Below are 20817 nucleotides of genomic sequence, written 5' to 3' on the forward strand. Positions count from 1 at the left end.
TTTATTGTTTATTATAAAAACTATTCAGGTGTTTTCACAGATAAGCAGCTGTCTTACTTCTGCCTATCTTTTATCATATTTTTGGGTACGATATTAATGATAGACGCGTGTGCCTTCATTCTCGCCCATCACAACATTTAATAAAGCATTAGGCTTATTCATATCAAAGACTTGTAATGGCACATCGTGCTCACGACATAATGCGATGGCAGTCAAGTCCATAACTCCAAGCTTTTGCTCTAACACCTCATCAAAGGTCAGGCCATCATATTTTACTGCATCGCTATGTAGGCTTGGGTCTTTATCATAAACACCATCTACTTTGGTCGCTTTTAGAATCAAGCCTGCTTCGATTTCAATACCACGTAAGCAAGCAGCCGTATCAGTAGTAAAGAAAGGGTTGCCCGTACCCGCGACAAAGATACATACTTCGCCATTTTTAAGATAACGAATCGCATTACGGCTGCTATAACTTTCAGTGACTTCACCAATCGGCAGGGCTGACATTAGGCGCGTTTTGATATTACGGCGCTCAAGAGCATCACGCATTGCAAGGCCATTCATAACGGTTGCAAGCATGCCCATTTGATCGCCAGTGACGCGGCCGACCAAACCCTCTTTTTGTAATTGAGCGCCGCGATATAAGTTACCACCACCGACCACGATACCCACTTGGACACCAAGCCCGCGCAAATGGGCGATAGATAAGCTCATCTTATCGAGCACTTCGGTATCAATACCCATATCTTTCGTACCCGCTAAGGCTTCACCAGAAAGTTTTAGCAAGATACGAGAATAACGCGGGTTTTTGTCAGACATGAGGTCACCTTGTCAGTATTGAATTATAATTAAAGTTATCGGTAATATACAAATAGAGTTTACTTTGAGACTTGACGGCATTGCCCAACTTAAGGATAAGCAGGTACAAAGGTCAAATTGCGCTAATTGTAGCAAAAACTGCCCGCGATTGGGCAATTTTCATGCGCCTATTACAGTGATTGCTTAGCCTTTGTAACTGGCAAACAGATCATATTCACTAGCATCGTCGATAGTAACCGTTAAGAACTGCCCAACTTTGACCTGAGCGTCAATATCATCGACATAGACATGACCGTCAATCTCTGGTGCGTCAGCATAACTACGGCAGATCGCAACGCCCTCTTCTCTATCAATTTCGTCGACCAATACCATCAAGGTTTTGCCAATTTTCTCTTGCAGTTTTTGGGCTGAAATATCTTGCTGTAACGTCATCAAACGCTCGTAACGTTCTTGCTTGACGTCTTCTGGCACATGATTTGGCAAGTCATTGGCAACCGCACCTTCAACTTCTGAATAGGTAAAGGCACCAACGCGATCAAGACGGGCTTCTACTAACCAATCAAGTAAGCATTGAAAATCTTCTTCTGTCTCGCCAGGGAAGCCAACAACGAAGGTTGAGCGAATGACGATATCAGGGCAAATCTCACGCCATGCATGGATACGCGCCAAGGTATTTTCGCTATGAGCAGGACGTTTCATGGCTTTTAGGATGCGATGGCTGGCATGTTGGAATGGAATATCAAGATAAGGCAATAATTTCTTCTCGCCCATTAATTCTACGACTTTATCCACATGCGGATACGGATACACATAGTGCAGACGCACCCAAATACCCAAATCGTTTAACGCTTGGCACAAGTCATAAAATTTAGACTTCAGCGGCATACCATTCCAAAAGCTTGTCTTATACTTTAAGTCCAGACCATAAGCAGAAGTATCTTGCGAGATAATCAATAGCTCTTTCACACCAGCCTTTTTCAGCGCCAGCGCCTCATTCATCACGCTATCAATCGGACGTGAAACCAAGTCTCCGCGTAAGCTTGGAATGATGCAAAAAGTACAACGGTGGTTACAACCTTCAGATATTTTTAGATAAGCATAATGGCTAGGCGTTAATTTGATACCTGCCTCATTAATCAAATCTATTTTTGGGTCATAACTGGCATCCAAACCACGGTCAGGCTTTGGTACATGCAACGCGACTGCTCTAATGACGTCATCATAAGCATGAGCGCCCGTCACTGCTAGTACAGCGGGATGCATTTCACGGATTTTATCTGCCTCTTTACCCAAGCAGCCTGTCACAATCACCTTACCGTTTTTACTGATAGCTTCACCGATTGCATCGAGCGACTCTTGTACCGCTGACTCGATAAAGCCGCACGTATTGACCACTACTAAGTCGGCGCCTTCATAATCACTGGCTACTTGATAGCCATCACGGCTAAGCTCTGTGATAATGCGTTCACTATCGACCAAGGCTTTTGGACAACCTAGAGACACAAATCCAATCTTTGGCGCAGCATTGACAGGGGCATTGGTCGTTGCTGTTGTCGTTTTAGCTGAAGCTGCTGAAACTACCTCGCTGCTTTGTTCGACACTACGATTTTGATTATGATTGGCTTTATGATGGTAAGGTTGAACACTGTCCGTCGAGCTTTGCGCAGGCATTGCTGTCGGCTTAGCAGGATTAAAGAGAGTGGCAGTGTCTTTTGGTATAGAAGCTGGCTGTGAAGGGGCTATAGTCGTATTAACGGACTCGGTAGAAATATTGGGCATGGCTAACCTTGCTAGAGATAAATTGGCTGTGCGCATTGTACGTTTTTTTTACAAAAATCGCCAGTTTTGCCGCTCTATAGTGTTGATTTATGGTTAAATATTATATCGAGCCTCTATTTATCTAGGTATTACTCATGACCGCTGATTTTATAAGCGCAAAACCAACGCCTGACTTAACCTTTATATCGCAGCATTTGTTCACGGCTATCTTGTGGGTCAATGATGAATTGTCTATTACTTGGCTAAATGCCCAAGCTGAGCAGCTACTGGCGATCAGTAGTGGACGTTTGCTTAATCAGTCGGTGTTGATGCTGCTTGCGCCCGAAGAGTTGAAAACCAAAAACAGTACACTTATTGACAGTCCAAAAGACAAAACCTGCTCTTTGACTGAACGTTTTTTTCAAGCGAAGCAGTACCAACAACCTTTTATTGACCATGACCATCTGATAAACAGCCCATTAAATGGCAACTTATCACTCTCGATTGACTATAGCGTGACCCCTGTTATTTATCAGCAGCAAAATTACTTTATCATAGAAATATGGGGCAAAGACCGCCAAAGTCGCATCTCAGAAGAACAGCGCCAACAGCAGCAGTACAATGTTGCGCGTCATATGCTGCGCTCGGTTGCCCATGAAATCAAAAATCCGTTGGCTGGTATTCGCGGTGCCGCGCAATTATTGCAACGTCAATTTATCAAATTTAGTGAGCGCTCTTTTAATACTCACACTACTGATACTGACTACCCTAGCCTTATATCGAGCCCGACTTCAAACCCTGATAACCATCTACAGAAAACCGCTGACAAATTACGCAGCTATACCGACATCATTATCTCAGAGACAGATCGCCTAACTCAGCTGATTGGGCAGTTTCTTGGTTCTAATCAATTACCACATTGGCAAATGCTCAATGTTCATGAGCCAATAGAGCACGTTTTGGCATTGATCATCCATCAATATCCGCAAGTTTTATTACAGCGTGATTATGACTTATCGTTACCTGAACTCTGTGCTGATAAAGATCAGCTGATTCAAGTCTTCTTAAACTTAATTAATAACGCTTGCGAATCCATGACGGAATTTGCACAAACACTGCAGCAAAGCGTGCCAGCCGTATCCAGTCAATCAACATCAGATATTCCACTTAATAATCTTGATTTTGACGATGGCTATCAACCCAAACTCCATATTCAAACGCGTGTTGCCTTTCAACATACGATTGCTGGGCAGCAACATAAACAAGTACTACAAGTTGCTATCACCGATAATGGTTCTGGCATTCATCCTGATATCATTGGGCAGATATTCTTCCCAATGGTGACCAGTCGCGCGCTAGGAACTGGGCTTGGTTTATCCATTGTGCAAGATATTATCAGCCGTCATCATGGTATGATTGATGTCAGCTCTACTCAATCGCAGGGCGCCAGTACAAATACTAATGTCGATAATAAAAACAGCCATTATAGTCAGACCCGTTTTACTCTTTATTTGCCTTTTCATCAGCCAATTGCTGAAAATTAATGCCTTCACCTCAATTCTTCTCACTGCTTATTAGGCTAAATACATGACCCAGTATAATGACACCCAATCTCTTACAAGCAATGAGCGAACACCAATGGTCACGGTCAATAACAACCCTGATAATGAGCTTGCTACTTTATGGCTCATTGATGATGATGCGGCGCTGCGTATGGTGCTTGCAGATACTTTTGAAGACGCTGGATTGACAGTTATCAGCTTTACCCAAGCACAAGCAGCGTGGACACGCCTCAATGATATTCTAAAATCGTCAGAGTCAATCGCCTTGTTACCTGATGTGATATTGACCGATATTCGTATGCCGATGATGGATGGTCTATCCTTTAGTGACTGGGTACACAAGCACTTTCCTAAGCTTCCGATTGTCATTATGACAGCGCATTCAGACCTTACTTCTGCCATTAGCAGCTATCAGACTGGTGCATTTGAATATCTACCCAAGCCGTTTGATTTAGATGATGCGGTCGCAACGATTTATAAAGCCATTAATTATCAGCCGAATCTAGTCATATCAAACCATTCAATCGAGTCTAATACGAATGTAAGTGCTGATACCAAAGAACAGCCTGTGAACAAATCAAATGCAGCCAAATCAGCTAGAAAAATCCCTAAAGCTGCTGAAAGTAAAACTCATGAAAAACCCAAACCCCAAACTAATAACAATCCAAGCGGCATCATTGGTCAATCACAAGCCATGCAAACGGTATTTCGTGCCATTGGTAGACTTGCGCACTCACCGATTACCGTTTTAATCACTGGTGAATCAGGTACAGGTAAAGAGTTGGTCGCTAGCGCCTTACATCAGCACTCACCGCGAAACAATAAAACCTTTATTGCACTAAATATGGCAGCAATTCCCCATGATTTGATTGAGTCTGAATTGTTTGGTCATGAAAAAGGCGCATTCACTGGCGCCACAACTTCACGCCAAGGTCGTTTTGAGCAAGCAGATGGCGGCACGTTATTTTTAGATGAAATCGGCGACATGCCTTTTAGTACCCAAACGCGGCTGCTACGAGTGCTGGCAAACGGTGAGTTTTTTCGCGTGGGTGGTCAGCAGCCCGTCAAAGTAGATGTACGCATTATTGCCGCTACCCATCAAAACTTGGAAGAATTGGTCAAACAAGGCAAATTCCGTGAGGATCTATTTTATCGCCTGAATGTCATTCGCCTGCCATTGCCGCCCTTACGGACTCGCCGCGAGGACGTACCAGCATTAACCACTTATTTTATGCAGCGCGCGGCTGAGCAGATGAATACGGCACCAAAACAGTTACATCCGGCAGCAATGCAAATGATGCAGTCTTTTGAATGGCGTGGTAATGTCCGCCAACTTGAGAATGTCTGTCTTTGGCTGACAGTAATGGCGACCGGCGACACCGTTATGATCGATGACTTGCCTCCAGAGTTGCTCGAAAACATCTCCTCTACTCTAGACAATCAACAGCAGCATGTATCCTCACAAGACACTATTGAAAATAATCATCTACAAAGTCAGGATACTTTTGGTACCCAAAGCTGGCAACAAGCTTTAGGTATTTGGGCGAAGCAGTCACTACAAGCTGGCGCAACCGATATTTTACAGACAGCAACACCTGAGTTTGAACGGGTCTTGCTAACCGCAGCGCTCCATCATAGCGGCGGCAAAAAGATAGCTGCTGCTAATTTACTTGGCTGGGGACGCAATACGCTGACACGTAAATTACAGCAGCTGAACCTCTCATCATATCAAGAGTAATATTAGTGTGAATAAAGTGATAAAAAATATGAATTAAAAAATCAGTAATATCAATTATTTATGATATTCAGCAAAAAAAATGGTTAAATAATTAAAAATAAGTGCAAATAGGGCTTGCCAAACTATTCAAACTCTATATAATAGCCAACCACTGAGACGCACTACCGAATCAGTTATTTATCTCGATGGGGTTTGAATATCAACACCAAAGATGATAAGGTAACGAAAATGGGGCTGTGGCGGAATTGGTAGACGCACCAGATTTAGGTTCTGGCGCCGCAAGGTGTGAGAGTTCGAGTCTCTCCAGCCCCACCATTTTCGGATAGTACATCTTAGACCAAATATTAAAGCCTGCTAAAAGCAGGCTTTTTTGTGTCTGGGATTTACTAGATTTATCCTTTCAACCTTAGTTGTTGGGCTTATTTACTTTTCAATACTTTCTAAATCTAAAAGCACCTCACTCATACTCTGATACCTTTTCTCTATCTGCTTCGCCAATACCTTATCAACAACGTCCTGATAGCGACTATACTCTAATGGTAAGGTCGGCACAGAGTGTTGGCAATGTTGTGTCACCCAATCAATCATTGGATCACTACTTTGAGCATCAACAGCAAATGGTCGCTTGCCGACTAATATCTCATACAATATAATCCCAAAAGCGTATATATCGCTTTGAACCGTTGAGCCATACCCTTGCCAGCGCTCAGGCGCAAGATAGGCAGGCGTGCCAGCAATATTTGCTACACTTGGCTGATAAAGCGTGCGCGCTAAAGCAAAATCCGTCAATAATAAATCAAAGGTGATACGGCTATTATCCGCATTATTTGGTAAAAACCCTTCTAGCAAAATATTACTGGGCTTAATATCATTATGTAGCCAGCCGATATTATGTAAGCGGTAAATAAGATTAGCAGATTGTAGGATAAATTGATTCTTTTGTGCCTGTGTTAATAAGAAATGCTTTTGAGCACTCAGCTGATTTGCCAAGCTGCCATTTGGATAATAAGGCATGACCAGGATAGTCAGCTGTTGCAACTGCGCTAATATTTTCGAAGTAATATTTTCATAAAACAATAGTGGTGGTACGATAGCAGAAAGGCTATTTTGAAGATTGCTTTGATTATTTGATAAGTTGTTTATAGATGTTAGGACGTCAGCTTCATAGATTAAATCAGACAGGTCTTGATGAGCATTAGCATATAACTGCCATTTAATCATCACATTCCCAAACTGCGAATGTTGGGCGTGCGTCAAGCCCTGATAGTCAAGGTCACTACCATGATTTTGCTGACTGAGTCGTTGATGCGAGATCTCGCTATAATTTAGGCTGAAAAAGAATGCCGTTAATGCTGGCAGGATTTGCTGCGCTTGCACTCGTAACGCTTGTTTTGCATCTGCTTGTAATACACAAGGAATACTGGCACTATTTTTCATGGTAAAGTGATGCCTTTATATATCTATTAAGCCAAACGTCATTTTAATTTTTATAAGCGACTGAGTATTATGCCCCAATCTACTAAGCCCGTTATGAATTATGCTCTGCCAGACCATTTATTAGATCTGCTCAGTCAGTATCTGCAAGAGCAGGTCACGCCAACTATTGAGATTGATCCTGCGCAGCTGGCTTATCGCTGGGTCGGTGGGCAGACTGGACATTTAGAGCCGCTAGCGGTTAATTTGTTTTTAAGTTTAGATGACTTACATGGTATCGATACCCAAAAATCAAAACTGGTACAGAACACGCGTCAATTCCTCAAAGGCTATCCTGCCAATCATGTCTTAATGACAGGGACACGCGGCGCTGGTAAATCATCGCTGATTCGAGCATTGCTTCAAGCCTATCATGATGAAGGTCTGCGCATTATTGAAATTGCCCGAGACGACTTACGGATGCTTGATAAAATACGGGCAGCGATTAAAGCCTTACCAGCTGACTGCAAATGCCGCTATGTGGTGTACTGTGATGACTTGGCATTTAATGGTCAAGATGAAAGCTACCGCACCTTAAAAAGTGTGTTAGACGGCTCGCTGGATTCAGAGCAAGACAAATTATTGGTTTATGCAACCAGTAACCGCCGCCATCTACTACCGCAGCTCATGAAAGACAATGTTAATATTTATAATGGTCAAACCGATGAGGTTAATCCTTATGAGACCATTGATGAGACGGTGTCTTTATCTGACCGTTTTGGTTTATGGCTGTCCTTTCATCCAATGGATCAAAACACGTATTTATACATTGTGCATCATTATTTATCTATTCAGCAAAAAACTGATGCTAAAACTAGTCATGATGACATGTACGGTGATATTGAGAATAAAGATGCAGATAGCATTGATGAGTTACCCACCCATATCAGATCAGCCGCATTACGCTGGGCATCAGAACGCGGTGGACGCTCTGGTCGAGTGGCGTATCAGTTCAGTCGTTATTGGATAGGACAGACCCAATTGGCAGCTGAAGACAGTCAGTCTTAAAAACTCATATCATTCATTTTTATGGTCGCGTGCAGAGCCTAAATACTGTACGCGACTGCCTATATTATCACCCACTTCTTCCGCTGTTCCATTCACCAGATATTGGTCAAAATCTGCTGCCAGCCATAGATTACCTTGGTAAACACTTTCGGTATCCAATCGAATATGCGCCATATTTGGCGTGCTACTATTTGGATTGTCAAAGCTCTGATAACGGGCGCTAAAATGAGTGAGAATTAAGTTCTTAAGCCCATTGTCTTGGGCAAATCGACCCAATAACTGCGCGCTACTATGCATTGGATCAAAATCTGGATTTTTTGCCTGAATCTTATTCAATAACTCATGAGTATATGTAGCTTCATGAATTAGTAAATCCGCATCAGCTATAGCATTGTTAAGACACTCTGGCGTATCGTTATCTCCAGCCACCACTACCCTTGTACGCTGACTCTTATTATCGACATAATCTGTTGAACGAAGCTTGCGACCGTCTTCGGTTATAACATCTTCGCCCTGTCGCAGTCTGCCCCACAGCGCGCTGGCTGGAATATTATCTGCTATCAGCTTGTTCTTATCAAGATGGCGATGACTTATCGTCTGGTTGATACCAAAGCCATAAGAGGGAACGCAATGCGATAACGGCGTGATATCAATCTCAAGCTGATGTTGATTGTCTAAGCTGATAGTTACCTGAGCTTTATTTTTACTATCTTGCTCAGATAGCAAATCTTCTATCGCCATAAAGTTAATAACAAATGAAAAGTGCAATTCGGTAGTCAAAATAAGAGCATCAAGCAGTGTGGCAATCGCTTTTGGTGCAAGCAGTATCAGCGGCGCAGTACGTCCTGACATTGCCGCACTCGCTAGCAACCCCGGCAAACCATAGCAATGGTCGCCATGCACATGAGTAATGCAAATCGCTTGTAACTGATGTAAAGATAACTTGGTATGTAAGAGCTGATGCTGCGTACCTTCACCGCAATCAATCAATAACCATGGCCGTGATTTCTTGTTTTGCTGTTGATTTGTCCCTGAGCTATAAGGATTGAGGTACTCGATGGCAAGCGCCGTTACATTACGTTGCTTGGTTGGCACGCCTGCTGAGGTACCCAAAAAAATGAGTTTTAGCATCGCTTATCTCTGCTGGTTATCATTACGAGCTGTTATGACAACTGACATATCATGGTTTTTTTGCCTTCAATCATCTGTCCGCCATTTGCCGTACAGTCATTGACCATATTGGATTCATACGACTTCCAGCCACCATAGAAGCTGGCAATGCATAGAATCACTACCAACAGTTTTTGTGACCATGCTTTAATAGAAACTTGCTGACTATTCACATTATTATCAACTGCATTAAGTAGTTGTTCATTAGCACTGTTGGTATGGTCAGTATTATTCGACTTATTCAAATCTGTCATTTTTCATCCTAAAAAAAGGGTTTGTCTATAAATAAACAAAGCCCTTTATTGTTATATTAAATCAATAATTAATAATAAGCGTCGCACTTAAAACTGTAGACGACCGCCCTTTTCTTCTGCACGTTTAAAAGCATCACGTTCTTCACAACGCTTAAGCCAAGTTAAGATATTGGTATATTTACTACTATCTAAACCTGCGCCTGCATTGGCACCGACCACAGCCAGATGCATCTGAATATCAGCAGCGCTAAATTCTGCTCCGGCAAACCAATGGTTGTCTTGTAAATGCTGCTCCATCATATCGAGTATGGCAGTCAAGCTTTTGCTTATCATGCTTTTTTCGACTTGCTTTTTGATGCTTTTACTCACAGGTTTGATCAGCATCGGCGACTGCTCAACCACTTTAGTAAATACCAAACGCATGACCAACGGTGGCATCACTGATGCTTCGGCAAAGTGTAGCCAAAACGTATAGGCCTCCCACGCCGCTTCATTGTCATCAGCAGGCTTAAACTGCTTTTCTTTATCATAGTGCTTTAATAGATACTCGATGATAAAGCCTGACTCAATCAGCACACGACCATCGACCTCTAGCATCGGTGCATGACCGAGCGGGTGTATTTGCTTTAAACTGTCAGGGGCACGGTATGCTTTGTTACGCTGGTAGCAGGTCAGTTGGTAGTCGGCATTCAGCTCTTCTAATAGCCATAAGATACGAAATGAGCGTGAGTTTGCCAAGTGATGAAGGTGTAGCATAAACCATCCTTATAATAAGTTTTGAGTATTCAATAGCAGATTTTATAAGTCAATTCTTCAATATTCTGTTTAAATAAAGGAGTTTAATAAATCAAACAACCCGATTTAAGTCAATAATAATGCTTGATAATAACTCACTTACTGTTTTTATTATAGCTTTACTATGTAGCTTGACTTATCAAACCACTTTTATCGGGCCACACTACTTATCATTACATCAATAACTACTTTGAATCTAACGCTTGGATTTTACGCGTGATTTTATCTATTCGCTGTTGATATTTCCTGATTTTACGAAAACGGTGCGCCTTTAATACCCCTTCTATACGATGGTCGATAAAACGGCGACGCGGTGGAAAACTCCCAACTTGCGGCTCTCGGTAACCATGCAAATGATTGTCACGGCGTCGGATAAGAAAGCCTTTCATACTATCAGCAATCATAATAAACAATGCCAGTGTAATCATGCCATACATGAATAACGAGCCTCCTTCATCCAGACTTTGATTTAACACAGTAATAGATAATACAAATAGCAGCATAGGCTCTATGTAGCTGAGCGCGCCAAATAGCGACACTGGCAGCTTACTACTAGCAACCATAGTCAGAGACATGGCAAGCGCACTAAAAGCGCCTAGCAGCGGCAATATGTACCAAAATTTGGTATTTTGCGCCGCCACACTAAAGCCGCCGCTGCTATAAAGCATAATTAGCACCACTGGCGTCAGTAACGTCAAATCTGATAACAGACCTGTAATAGGCGGCACAGCAAGCTTACGACGTAGCAAATAATAAGGCGGATAACCCAAGCATGCAAATGCAGTTACCCAAGATATACTGCCATATTGCAATATATCATAGCCGATACCGAGCGCAGCACATATTGCTGCTAACCATTGCAAAGCACTCATATGCTCATGATAGAAAAAACGCCCAATCACAATCATGACCAACGGCAATAAAAAATAGCCCAAGGTCACATCAAGACCAAAGCCATTGACCGGTCCCCACATAAACAGCCAAATCTGCCCACCTAAAATCGGGGTTGGCAGTACAAAAATAACCCACTCTTTTGCCGTCTTTAATGTTTTGAGATAATCAAATACATGCTGCCACTGTTTTGTAAGACTGACCAATAGCACTAGGCTCAGGAGCATCATCAATACGCGCCACGAAGCCACCTGCGTACCCGTTAATGGCAGCATAAATAGCCCAAATAGAAACATCAAAGAAAACAAAAAACTTGATGATACTGAAGCCAAAGTTCCCTGAACGGTCTGATTGGTCGTAAGCATAACAACAGCCTTAAAAAACAGAAAAAAAACAAAGCCTCCAACGATAACGTTAGAGGCTTTTTTTATAAAAGGTAATAAAAGAATAGACCAAAAAGCTAACTAATAAAAGCGTTATTCGTCAGTGTCAGTTTCTGTATGACTAGTATCATCAAAGTCTGTCTCTGTAGCATCACTATTCGCCGCATCAACATCCATCTGTTCTTGACCTTTTACTTCAAACGTTCCATCTTCTCTCATTGCATCAATCAGCTCATTGTTACCCTCTTCGTGCTCAACACGCGCCATAGCAACCAGCTTTTCATCTTTTGATAAACGAATCAGCGTGACGCCTTGGGTATTACGACCAGAGCTTGCTACATGCTCAACTGGGGTACGTACTAAAGTACCTTTGTCTGAGATTAAAATAATATCGTCTGTAGAGTCCACCTTGGTAGCACGAACCAGCGCACCATTACGCGTGCTAGTTTTAATAGCGATAACACCGCCACCGCCACGATTTTGCGTGTTGAACTCCTCGATAAAGGTACGTTTACCAAAGCCATTTTCACAAGCAATCAGAATCTCGCGGACATCATCTTCGATAACAACCAATGATTTGATAAATTCATCAGTAGCCAGACGCATACCACGGACGCCTTTTGCCGTACGACCCATCGCACGAGCATCAGTTTCATTAAAGCGAATCGCTTTACCACTTGACGCAAATAGCATGACTTCTTGGCCACCATTGGTGATACGAGCGCTGACCAATTTATCGCCTTCTTCTAAGCCAACCGCAATCAAACCGTTCGAGCGAATATTGGCAAACTGTTTCAGCTCTACCCGTTTTACCGTACCATTTGCCGTTGCAAAGAATACAAAAGGCGGCTCTGCTTGCGTGCTATCGTCTAATAGATCATCATCATTATCTACTAGAGCATCTACTGATGTTTCGCCTTTGACCGATAACTCTTCTACTATTTTTGGAATAGGCAATATCGTTGTGACTGTTTCATCAGCATTTAAGCCAATCAAATTCACTAATGGACGTCCACGGGCACCGCGGCTGGCGATAGGCACTTCAAAACCACGTAAACTAAAGACGCGACCTGTATCAGTAAAGCACAGTACGGTTGCATGCGTCGAGGTCACAACTAAGTGATCAATCACATCGTCTTCTTTCATCGCCGTCGCTGATTTGCCTTTACCGCCACGTTTTTGCGCCACGTAATCATCAATTGGCTGAGTTTTCGCGTAACCAGTACGTGATACCGTCATCACTACTGTCTGCTCTGGGATCAAATCTTCACGGTTAAAGTCCATACGTGAATCAATAATATCGGTACGACGCTCATCACCAAAATTATCACGGATTTCAATCATCTCATTTGAGATAATGGTCATTAGCTTATCAAAATCGCCAAGTATAGATTCTAGATGAGCGATTTCACGCAATAAGTCTTGGTATTCTTCAGTTAATTTATCTTGCTCAAGACCAGTTAAACGATGCAGCTGCATGTCTAAAATCGCATTCACTTGCTCAAGCGATAAGCGATAGCTTTCTTGATTATTAATCAGACCAAACGGCGCTTTTGGATCTTCGCCTTCGATAAAGTCAGGACGTACCGACTGGCTGCCTGCAGCGGTTAGCATCGCTACAACACTACCTGAACCCCAAGTATTACCCAGTAAGTTTTCACGAGCCAAGCCGCGGTTTGCAGACGCTTTAATCGTCGCAATAATCTCATCGATATTAGCAAGTGCAACGGTCAAACCTTCAAGCAAATGACCACGGACACGGGCTTTATTGAGCTCAAAAATGGTACGGCGCGTTACCACTTCTTGGCGATGGCGTACAAATGCTGCAATCAGCTGGCGTAAGGTCAATAGCTTCGGTTGACCATTATCAAGCGCCACCATATTGATACTAAAGCTCGATTCTAGCGGCGTTTGCAGGAACAAGTTGTTAACGATCACTTCCGCTGTTTCGCCGCGACGTAAATCAATAGCGATACGCATGCCGTCTTTATCAGACTCATCACGAATCTCAGTAATACCTTCGATTTTTTTGTCACGCACAAGTTCTGCAATACGCTCAATCAGCTTGGCTTTATTGGTTTGATAAGGCACTTCGGTGAAAACAATACGCTCACGGTCACGGTTGACACCCGTCTCACTCATCGGCTCAATAATATATCGACCACGTACATGCAAGCGACCTTTACCAGTACGATAAGCATCTAAAATACCCGCACGACCATAGATAATACCGCCTGTCGGGAAGTCAGGACCTGAGATATGCGACATCAGCTCTTCAGCAGATATTTGCGGATTTTCAGCATAAGCTAAGCAAGCGTTAATCACTTCCGTCAGATTGTGCGGCGCCATATTGGTCGCCATACCAACTGCAATACCGGTAGCACCATTAATCAATAAATTAGGAATACGCGCAGGCAACACGCTTGGCATACGCTCAGAGCCATCGTAGTTGTCTTCCCAATCAACGGTATCTTTATCCAAGTCAGCAAGCATTTGGTGGGTCAACTTGGTCATACGCACTTCGGTATAACGCATCGCTGCCGGAGGATCATCATCAATCGAGCCAAAGTTACCTTGACCATCAACCATCGGGTAACGCAAGCTAAAATCCTGTGCCATACGTACGATGGCATCATAGACGGCACTATCGCCATGTGGGTGATACTTACCAATGACATCGCCAACCACACGTGCAGATTTCTTGTAGGCTTTGTTATAGTCATTAGACAATACATGCATCGCATACATCACACGGCGGTGTACTGGTTTGAACCCATCACGCACATCAGGCAGCGCGCGCGAGACGATCACGCTCATCGCATAATCCAAATAGGACTGCTTTAATTCGTCCACAATGGCAATAGGACTGACCGATTCGCTCATATACACTCCCTCACTCACATCTACTCTCTAGCATTGGCATATCTAAGCCATAATGGGCGACAATAACGGCACCAAAGCGCCGTTATATAATAAATACAGTGACCATCAAAAAAGGCTTAGCAACCATTCAAATCTATAGAGAATTAGCGATAGTTTTAATGTTGAATAAAAGAAGCTATTTTAGCACAAATTTGTTGATTTAGGGGGTTCTAGGTGCTATTAAAATCAAGCAAAACAGTTCATTAATTGCTACTTTTTGCATCAATTACCATGATTTAAAAACCTTTCCCAACAGCATTGATATCACTGGCTAATTTTGCCATTGATATATATAAAGACCGTTTTTTAGCAATACCATTTAACGCCCACTTTTTTCAAATAGCGCGTCATCAGAGTTGGGTGTTAATGCAATTTAAAAACAATCCTAAAAAGACGTCAACGCTAGATTAGCGCCCTGCTTTATTGTACGATACGCCACCATACATCCTCCGATATAGACAACTCTTTATGCCAACCAATCCTCAATATATTAATAATAGCGATGCGGTAGACTCTACAGAAAATGTGACCGTGCAAGCGATAGCAGCAGCTACTCGTACCGATCGCAGTTTTGATGCGATTGCCGATCATTTTGAAAAAAAGGTTTATGGCGGCTTAAAGGGAGAGATTCGACTGGCGGTACTGCGCCGTGATATTTTTGCATATTGCGCGCAGACAAGCCTGCTACTTGGGCGACCGTTACGTATTTTAGATGTAGGTGCGGGGCTGGCGCAAATTGGCATTGAGCTTGCGGCTCAAGGGCATACGCTCGTGATTAATGATATCTCAGCCAATATGCTAGAAAAAGCGCAAGCAAGCGCTGCACAATATGATGACGATCTAAAGATCACATGGCATGTATGCCCGTATCAAGAGCTTGAAGAAAAGTTGGCTGATGAGACGGAGAAGTTCGATTTGATTATGTGTCACGCGCTACTTGAATGGTTGGCAGAACCTGCCGCGGTAATGGACTTTTCTGATGAGCAATTAACCAATAATGGGGCGCTATCGCTGTGCTTTTATAATCCGGCAAGTTTTGATTATCGTAACTTGATAATGGGTAATTTTAACTTATTAGATAATACTGAATATAAAGCCGACAATAAAAAGAGTTTAACGCCCAATCATCCGGTTGCAAAGGAAGAGGTTGAAGCTTGGCTACAGGCGCATGAATATCAGACCCTAATCGCCAGCGGTCTGCGCGTATTTCATGATTATTCACCGCTGAAACGTGGTGGACATAACGACCCTGAAGCGGTCATACGCATGGAGCTGCGCTACTCGCAATTGGAGCCGTATAAATGGCTTGGACGCTACTTACATCTGTTAGCGACGCGTGGCTCTTAAGTACCTGCTTCTTAAAAACCTGCCTCTTAAATACAGGCACCTTAAAAACCTTAATCTTTAAATATCATAAGTCCTTTTAGCAAAAGGATTTAACAAACGCTATTAGATATCCTCAAACCGCTCTGACCTATCGTACTCCGACCAAGTCGTAGCATTGATATCTTTTTCATCAAATACCACCACGTGCTCAAGGATGGGCAAGATACCGATTTGTGTGCCGATTTCGTGGTTATGATGGCTTGCGACTAATGATAATACCGTTTGGCCATTATCCAGCTGCAAGCGATAGAGATAATTGGCACCGCGAAATACCCGACCTACCACTAATGCAGTTTGCGTACTGTCATCATCATGGATAATGTCATCAGGACGCACCAAGACCTTAATCGGTGTCCCATTTGGATAATCATACTCACAATACTGCGGCTGACCGGATGCATCATAGACTTCCATCCGCCGATAAATATCGCCAAGCGCCGTCTCGACATGACCCTCTTTGATGATGCCATCTATCATCGCCCCTTCGCCGACAAACTCCGCAACAAAAGGGCTGACAGGCTCATGATATAGCTCACTTGGAGTCGCCCACTGTACTAGCTTACCTTTATGCATCACCCCAACCTTATCAGCGAGCGCAAACGCTTCATTTTGATCATGAGTGACCAAAATAGCGGTGGTATTGGTACGTTTAAGAATATCGCGGACATTCATGGCTAAGGATTCACGTAGTACCACATCCAAGTTCGAAAACGGCTCATCAAGTAGCAATAGCTTCGGCTTTGGTGCCAATGCGCGAGCCAATGCTACCCGCTGCTGCTGCCCACCTGAGAGCTCACTTGGGCGCTTATCAGCATGCTCAGTCAACTCTACGAGCGCTAGCATCTCAGCAACGCGAGCTTTTTTGTCAGCAGCCGACCATTTGTTCAGACCAAAAGCGATATTCTTCGCCACGCTTAAATGCCCAAACAGCGCATAATCTTGAAAAACCATGCCCATACCGCGTTTGGCGGGCGCAACGGCAAATGAGAGTCGCGCTGCCTGCTCTGTCAGTCGCTGATTGTTAAGCGTAATTTTGCCACCGCGGCTCTCCTCTAACCCCGCAATCGCTCTCAATGCCGTGGTCTTACCGCAGCCACTATAGCCCAAAAAACAACCGATTTCACCCTGCTGCAAGTTTAACGACAAACCATTGACCACGATGGTATCGTCATACCCTACCACCAAATCTTGTACACTAAAATAGGCCTGACTGGCAGCGGGCTCCTGTATACATGAACCATCCACACCAGCAGCACCTTGTTGCAATTCTCTCTCTGCGACAGCCTTTGCCATTTGCGCCTTGGTTAGAATGGTCACAGGTGGCTTTTTCACATGACTTTGTCGTGCTTTACTCTGAGGCTCTACAGCATCATCATTTGCTGGATTTATTGAATCGTTCATCAAGTCAGTATACATAAACAGTACCAGTAAGCTATTAGTGAAGAAAATCCAGCGTCACAATATTCAAATCTTAAACATGAACAATGTAAAAAAACCATTTAACATCTATCAAGTATATAAGAATAATTTTTTATTTAAAAACGACGTCAGCCCTGCTTGTCACTTTGACGCAGTAATATCCAAACAGGAATAAGACCAACCAATACAATCAATAGACTGGGTAATGCAGCGCGAGCCCACATGCCCTCACTGGTCATCTCAAACACCCGCACCGCCAGCGTATCCCAGCCTTGGCGCCGTGTCATCAAGGTAATGGGCATCTCTTTCATAACCTCAACGAAACCCATCAACAAACCCGTCAACACCCCTGGGCTTAGTACTGGTAACATCACTTGCCGCCAGCGCTGAAAAGGACTATCGCTAAGGAGTTTAGCAGCCGCTTCTTGATTGACGGTCAAACGCTGAAGCTGCCGATCTACCGGCTGAAAACTCACCGTCATAAAGCGTGTCGATAAAGCCAGCAGCATCACAATCACACTGCCAGATAAAAACTGCGTAGAGGTCATCCCAAACGCAATCAGCTGATTATCCAGCCACGCAATCGGAATAAAGATCCCAACTGCCAACACTGTACCCGGCACCACATATCCCAGATTGGCTAAAGTGGTCATAAGCTTGGTCGATTTATCCGGATATTGGCGCTTAATCCACGCAATGATAATCGCTAGGACCGCGATAAATGCGGTGGTCATACTTGCAATCATGAGGCTATTGGTAACAAAATCAATATAGCGGGCATCAAAATCTTGTTGAAAGTTCGCCGCTGTCCAATAGATAAGCTGGGCAAAGGGTATCAAAAAAGCGATCAAAAACACCAGCGTGCAAAGCAGCGCCATAGCAAGCTTGGCCAGTTTACTGGCTTCAAGACGCTGGCTACTACCTTGCGTGACAATATTACCGCGTTTTGCTTGCCAATACTGCTCAAATAGCACGACGATGAAGATCACGCCAATTAATAGCGCTGCCAACTGTGCGGCGGTCGTCAAGCTAAAAAACCCAAACCAAGCTTTATAAATCGCAGTGGTAAAGGTATCAACATTAAATACCGACACCGCGCCGAAGTCCGCTAGGGTCTCCATACTTGCCAGAAGCAAACCGCCAATAACCCAAGGCAGTGCTTGTGGTAATGCCAAGCGAAAAAACACTTTGCTACGGCTCAAGCCAAGCATCTGCCCAGCTTCAATAGCTCGCCTACCTTGAGATAAAAAGGCTTGGCGCGCCAGCAAATAAACATAAGGATAAAAAGCCAATGACAAGATCAGCCCTGCACCCCAGACGTTACGTACCGACGGAATGGCAGTCATAACCCCAAAATCTCTTAATGCGGTTTGTAATGGTCCACTAAAATCAACGATACCAACTGTGACAAATGCTAAGACATAAGCTGGCATAGCAAGCGGCAACATCAGCGCCCACGAAAAAAACCGCTGTCCAGGGAAGCGGTACATACTCGTAAGCCATGCCAATGCCGTGCCAATCGTGCCAGAAATTACTGTGACCATTAATAATAAAATCGCCGTATTTTTGAGGACTTGCGGCAATACGTACTCACGCATATGCCCCCAAATATCAGCGACGGGCTGTGTCCATGACAATAACACGATTAAAATCGGTACTAGCATAAACAACGAAATCAGTCCTAAGACTGATTTCGAAATGACACGTTTACGGGTAGCATGGTCTTGGCGAATAGATTTACTCGTATTGCCTGTCTCATTACTTTCATTGACAGTATTGTTCTGACTTGCAGACGATTCTGGCATTGTTATCATAAGTTGTTACCGTGTCATACGCATCATAACCCCATTAAATGACTGGCAGACTTTTATTTATAGCCTGCTTTGTCCATCATTTGAATAGCTTGGGTTTGTAATGCACCAAATTTCTGTACATTGATATCATCTGGTTTGAACTGACCCCAAGATCTAAGCATCTCTGACTCATCAATCCCAACTTTGACTGGGAATTCTTTATCAGCGCTAGCATAAAGACCTTGTGCGTCATCAGATGACAACCATTCCATCAGTTTCAATGCGCCATCTGCATTGTCTGAACCCGTTACTACGCCAGCACCTGAGATATTAACGTGCGTGCCTGTCGTACCTTGGTTTGCCCAAAATATTTTTACTGGGAAATCAGGCTTTTCATCAAGCAAGCGACCATAGTAGTAGCTATTGGCAATACCTACTTCACACTGACCAGCAGCGATAGCTTCTAGTAGATTGGTATCATCACTGAAAACATCAGTAGCTAAGTTAGCAACCCAACCACGGATGACCGCTTCTGTTTTTTCAGCGCCTAAATGCTCCATCATGCTCGCAACCAATGACTGGTTATAAACCTTTTTCGAGGTGCGTAGACATAATTTGCCTTTCCACTTTGGATCCGCCAAATCTGCATAAGTAGATAATTGATCAGCGCTTACTTTACTTGGGTCATAAAAAATCGTACGGGCGCGCAATGACAAACCTGTCCAGCGACCTTCTGGATCACGATACTTAGCCGGTACATTTGCTTCCAAAACGCTAGAAGCAACAGGTTGCAGTAAACCTTGCTCAGCCGCTTGCCATAAGTTACCGGCGTCAACTGTCAAAAGCATATCGGCTGGGGTATTCTGACCTTCAGCTTGCAGACGCGCCATCAGTGGACCATCTTTGTCTGTAACCAGCTCAACCTTCACACCCGTCTGTTCAGTATAACGATCTAACAATGGCTTGATTAGCTGCTCATTACGTGATGAGTAGATAGTCACTGTCTGTCCATCAGCACTCGCCGCGTTGTCTTTTGCTACTTCTTGCTCAGTGCTTGGTGCTGGCGTTTCGGCATCAACACTTTCTTCTGGCGTCGATGATTTACTACAGCCAGCAAGCGCCAACATCATGCCAAATACGGCAACCGGTAAAGTAAGTTTAGCAGAAGATAAATTTGCACTGATTACATTCAATGACATGGTTTTCCCCATAATAGCGCGGCAGATAGGTAGGATAAAAAGACATTAAAAATCATGGATTGATAGGATTAAAAAGACCCTAATGTCTGGAAAGCATATACTAATGGAAATGATATTAATTATCAATACATTTATTTAGCCCGATTATTGAGTTAAATAATCGACAATTAATGCTATATATAGTGGTTTTTTAATGGGGTTTTGATGCCGTTGTAATGAATCTTGCCGCATTTCCAAATAAGACTTA

15 protein-coding genes and 1 tRNA gene are annotated in these 20817 nt (G+C 43.4%); 5 read left to right on the forward strand and 11 right to left on the reverse strand.

Going from position 1 to position 20817, the window contains the following annotated elements:
* Positions 1-93: 93 nt before the first annotated feature.
* Positions 94-819, reverse strand: a complete 726-nt coding sequence (gene pyrH, locus H0262_RS06490) for a UMP kinase (protein ID WP_011514039.1) — start codon at positions 817-819, stop codon at positions 94-96.
* Between the two features lie 183 nt (positions 820-1002).
* On the reverse strand, positions 1003-2598 hold the full coding sequence (gene rimO / locus H0262_RS06495; protein WP_020443809.1) for a 30S ribosomal protein S12 methylthiotransferase RimO: 1596 nt from the start codon (positions 2596-2598) through the stop codon (positions 1003-1005).
* 134 nt (positions 2599-2732) lie between these two features.
* Between rimO and H0262_RS06500 the strand changes: the two genes are divergently transcribed.
* The 3 genes from H0262_RS06500 to H0262_RS06510 all read left to right on the forward strand — a co-directional run bounded on the left by H0262_RS06500 (position 2733) and on the right by H0262_RS06510 (position 6192).
* Complete coding sequence (locus H0262_RS06500) at positions 2733-4121, forward strand: nitrogen regulation protein NR(II) (RefSeq protein ID WP_181210136.1); 1389 nt, start codon at positions 2733-2735, stop codon at positions 4119-4121.
* A 43-nt stretch (positions 4122-4164) separates the two neighbouring features.
* Positions 4165-5877, forward strand: a complete 1713-nt coding sequence (locus tag H0262_RS06505) for a sigma 54-interacting transcriptional regulator (protein WP_181210137.1) — start codon at positions 4165-4167, stop codon at positions 5875-5877.
* Positions 5878-6107: 230 nt separating this feature from the next.
* Positions 6108-6192, forward strand: a tRNA-Leu gene (locus H0262_RS06510).
* 108 nt (positions 6193-6300) lie between these two features.
* Here H0262_RS06510 and H0262_RS06515 read toward each other — a convergent pair.
* On the reverse strand, positions 6301-7314 hold the full coding sequence (locus H0262_RS06515) for a serine/threonine-protein kinase (RefSeq protein WP_181210138.1): 1014 nt from the start codon (positions 7312-7314) through the stop codon (positions 6301-6303).
* Positions 7315-7383: 69 nt separating this feature from the next.
* Here H0262_RS06515 and H0262_RS06520 point away from each other — a divergent pair, with 69 nt between their 5' ends.
* Complete coding sequence (locus H0262_RS06520; protein WP_181210139.1) at positions 7384-8358, forward strand: ATP-binding protein; 975 nt, start codon at positions 7384-7386, stop codon at positions 8356-8358.
* 9 nt (positions 8359-8367) lie between these two features.
* Here the strand turns inward: H0262_RS06520 and H0262_RS06525 are convergent, their stop codons facing one another.
* From H0262_RS06525 to gyrA, 5 genes are all read right to left on the reverse strand, one after another.
* Positions 8368-9489 carry a ribonuclease Z gene (locus H0262_RS06525; RefSeq protein WP_181210140.1) on the reverse strand — a complete coding sequence of 374 codons (1122 nt, stop codon included), beginning with the start codon at positions 9487-9489 and terminating at the stop codon, positions 8368-8370.
* A 32-nt stretch (positions 9490-9521) separates the two neighbouring features.
* Positions 9522-9782 carry a hypothetical protein gene (locus H0262_RS06530; RefSeq protein WP_181210141.1) on the reverse strand — a complete coding sequence of 87 codons (261 nt, stop codon included), beginning with the start codon at positions 9780-9782 and terminating at the stop codon, positions 9522-9524.
* A gap of 87 nt (positions 9783-9869) precedes the next feature.
* Positions 9870-10538, reverse strand: a complete 669-nt coding sequence (locus H0262_RS06535) for a glutathione S-transferase (protein WP_181210142.1) — start codon at positions 10536-10538, stop codon at positions 9870-9872.
* A gap of 224 nt (positions 10539-10762) precedes the next feature.
* Positions 10763-11833, reverse strand: coding sequence for an EamA family transporter RarD (gene rarD / locus H0262_RS06540; RefSeq protein WP_181210143.1), 1071 nt, complete (start codon positions 11831-11833; stop codon positions 10763-10765).
* Between the two features lie 111 nt (positions 11834-11944).
* The gene (gene gyrA, locus H0262_RS06545) at positions 11945-14734 is read right to left on the reverse strand and encodes a DNA gyrase subunit A (RefSeq protein ID WP_181210144.1); all 2790 of its coding nucleotides are present in this window, start codon (positions 14732-14734) and stop codon (positions 11945-11947) included.
* 507 nt (positions 14735-15241) lie between these two features.
* Between gyrA and H0262_RS06550 the strand changes: the two genes are divergently transcribed.
* Positions 15242-16120, forward strand: coding sequence for a methyltransferase domain-containing protein (locus tag H0262_RS06550; protein WP_181210145.1), 879 nt, complete (start codon positions 15242-15244; stop codon positions 16118-16120).
* 102 nt (positions 16121-16222) lie between these two features.
* Here H0262_RS06550 and H0262_RS06555 read toward each other — a convergent pair whose 3' ends face one another.
* The 3 genes from H0262_RS06555 to H0262_RS06565 all read right to left on the reverse strand — a co-directional run bounded on the left by H0262_RS06555 (position 16223) and on the right by H0262_RS06565 (position 20570).
* The gene (locus H0262_RS06555) at positions 16223-17560 is read right to left on the reverse strand and encodes an ABC transporter ATP-binding protein (RefSeq protein WP_409033821.1); all 1338 of its coding nucleotides are present in this window, start codon (positions 17558-17560) and stop codon (positions 16223-16225) included.
* 146 nt (positions 17561-17706) lie between these two features.
* Positions 17707-19392 carry an iron ABC transporter permease gene (locus H0262_RS06560; protein WP_181210147.1) on the reverse strand — a complete coding sequence of 562 codons (1686 nt, stop codon included), beginning with the start codon at positions 19390-19392 and terminating at the stop codon, positions 17707-17709.
* Between the two features lie 53 nt (positions 19393-19445).
* The gene (locus H0262_RS06565; protein ID WP_020443822.1) at positions 19446-20570 is read right to left on the reverse strand and encodes a Fe(3+) ABC transporter substrate-binding protein; all 1125 of its coding nucleotides are present in this window, start codon (positions 20568-20570) and stop codon (positions 19446-19448) included.
* Between the last annotated feature and the right edge of the window lie 247 nt (positions 20571-20817).

Origin of the sequence: Psychrobacter sp. D2 (assembly GCF_013608135.1) — a bacterium.
GTDB classification, from domain to species: Bacteria; Pseudomonadota; Gammaproteobacteria; order Pseudomonadales; family Moraxellaceae; genus Psychrobacter; species Psychrobacter cryohalolentis.

Coding starts and splice junctions, on each gene's coding strand:
- rimO (WP_020443809.1), bottom strand. CDS start 2,598: ATGCCCAATATTTCTACCGAGTCCGTTAATACGACTATAGCCCCTTCA.
- H0262_RS06530 (WP_181210141.1), bottom strand. CDS start 9,782: ATGACAGATTTGAATAAGTCGAATAATACTGACCATACCAACAGTGCT.
- H0262_RS06565 (WP_020443822.1), bottom strand. CDS start 20,570: ATGTCATTGAATGTAATCAGTGCAAATTTATCTTCTGCTAAACTTACT.
- H0262_RS06500 (WP_181210136.1), top strand. CDS start 2,733: ATGACCGCTGATTTTATAAGCGCAAAACCAACGCCTGACTTAACCTTT.
- H0262_RS06505 (WP_181210137.1), top strand. CDS start 4,165: ATGACCCAGTATAATGACACCCAATCTCTTACAAGCAATGAGCGAACA.
- H0262_RS06550 (WP_181210145.1), top strand. CDS start 15,242: ATGCCAACCAATCCTCAATATATTAATAATAGCGATGCGGTAGACTCT.
- H0262_RS06560 (WP_181210147.1), bottom strand. CDS start 19,392: ATGATAACAATGCCAGAATCGTCTGCAAGTCAGAACAATACTGTCAAT.
- pyrH (WP_011514039.1), bottom strand. CDS start 819: ATGTCTGACAAAAACCCGCGTTATTCTCGTATCTTGCTAAAACTTTCT.
- H0262_RS06535 (WP_181210142.1), bottom strand. CDS start 10,538: ATGCTACACCTTCATCACTTGGCAAACTCACGCTCATTTCGTATCTTA.
- H0262_RS06555 (WP_409033821.1), bottom strand. CDS start 17,560: ATGAACGATTCAATAAATCCAGCAAATGATGATGCTGTAGAGCCTCAG.
- H0262_RS06525 (WP_181210140.1), bottom strand. CDS start 9,489: ATGCTAAAACTCATTTTTTTGGGTACCTCAGCAGGCGTGCCAACCAAG.
- H0262_RS06520 (WP_181210139.1), top strand. CDS start 7,384: ATGCCCCAATCTACTAAGCCCGTTATGAATTATGCTCTGCCAGACCAT.
- rarD (WP_181210143.1), bottom strand. CDS start 11,833: ATGCTTACGACCAATCAGACCGTTCAGGGAACTTTGGCTTCAGTATCA.
- H0262_RS06515 (WP_181210138.1), bottom strand. CDS start 7,314: ATGAAAAATAGTGCCAGTATTCCTTGTGTATTACAAGCAGATGCAAAA.
- gyrA (WP_181210144.1), bottom strand. CDS start 14,734: ATGAGCGAATCGGTCAGTCCTATTGCCATTGTGGACGAATTAAAGCAG.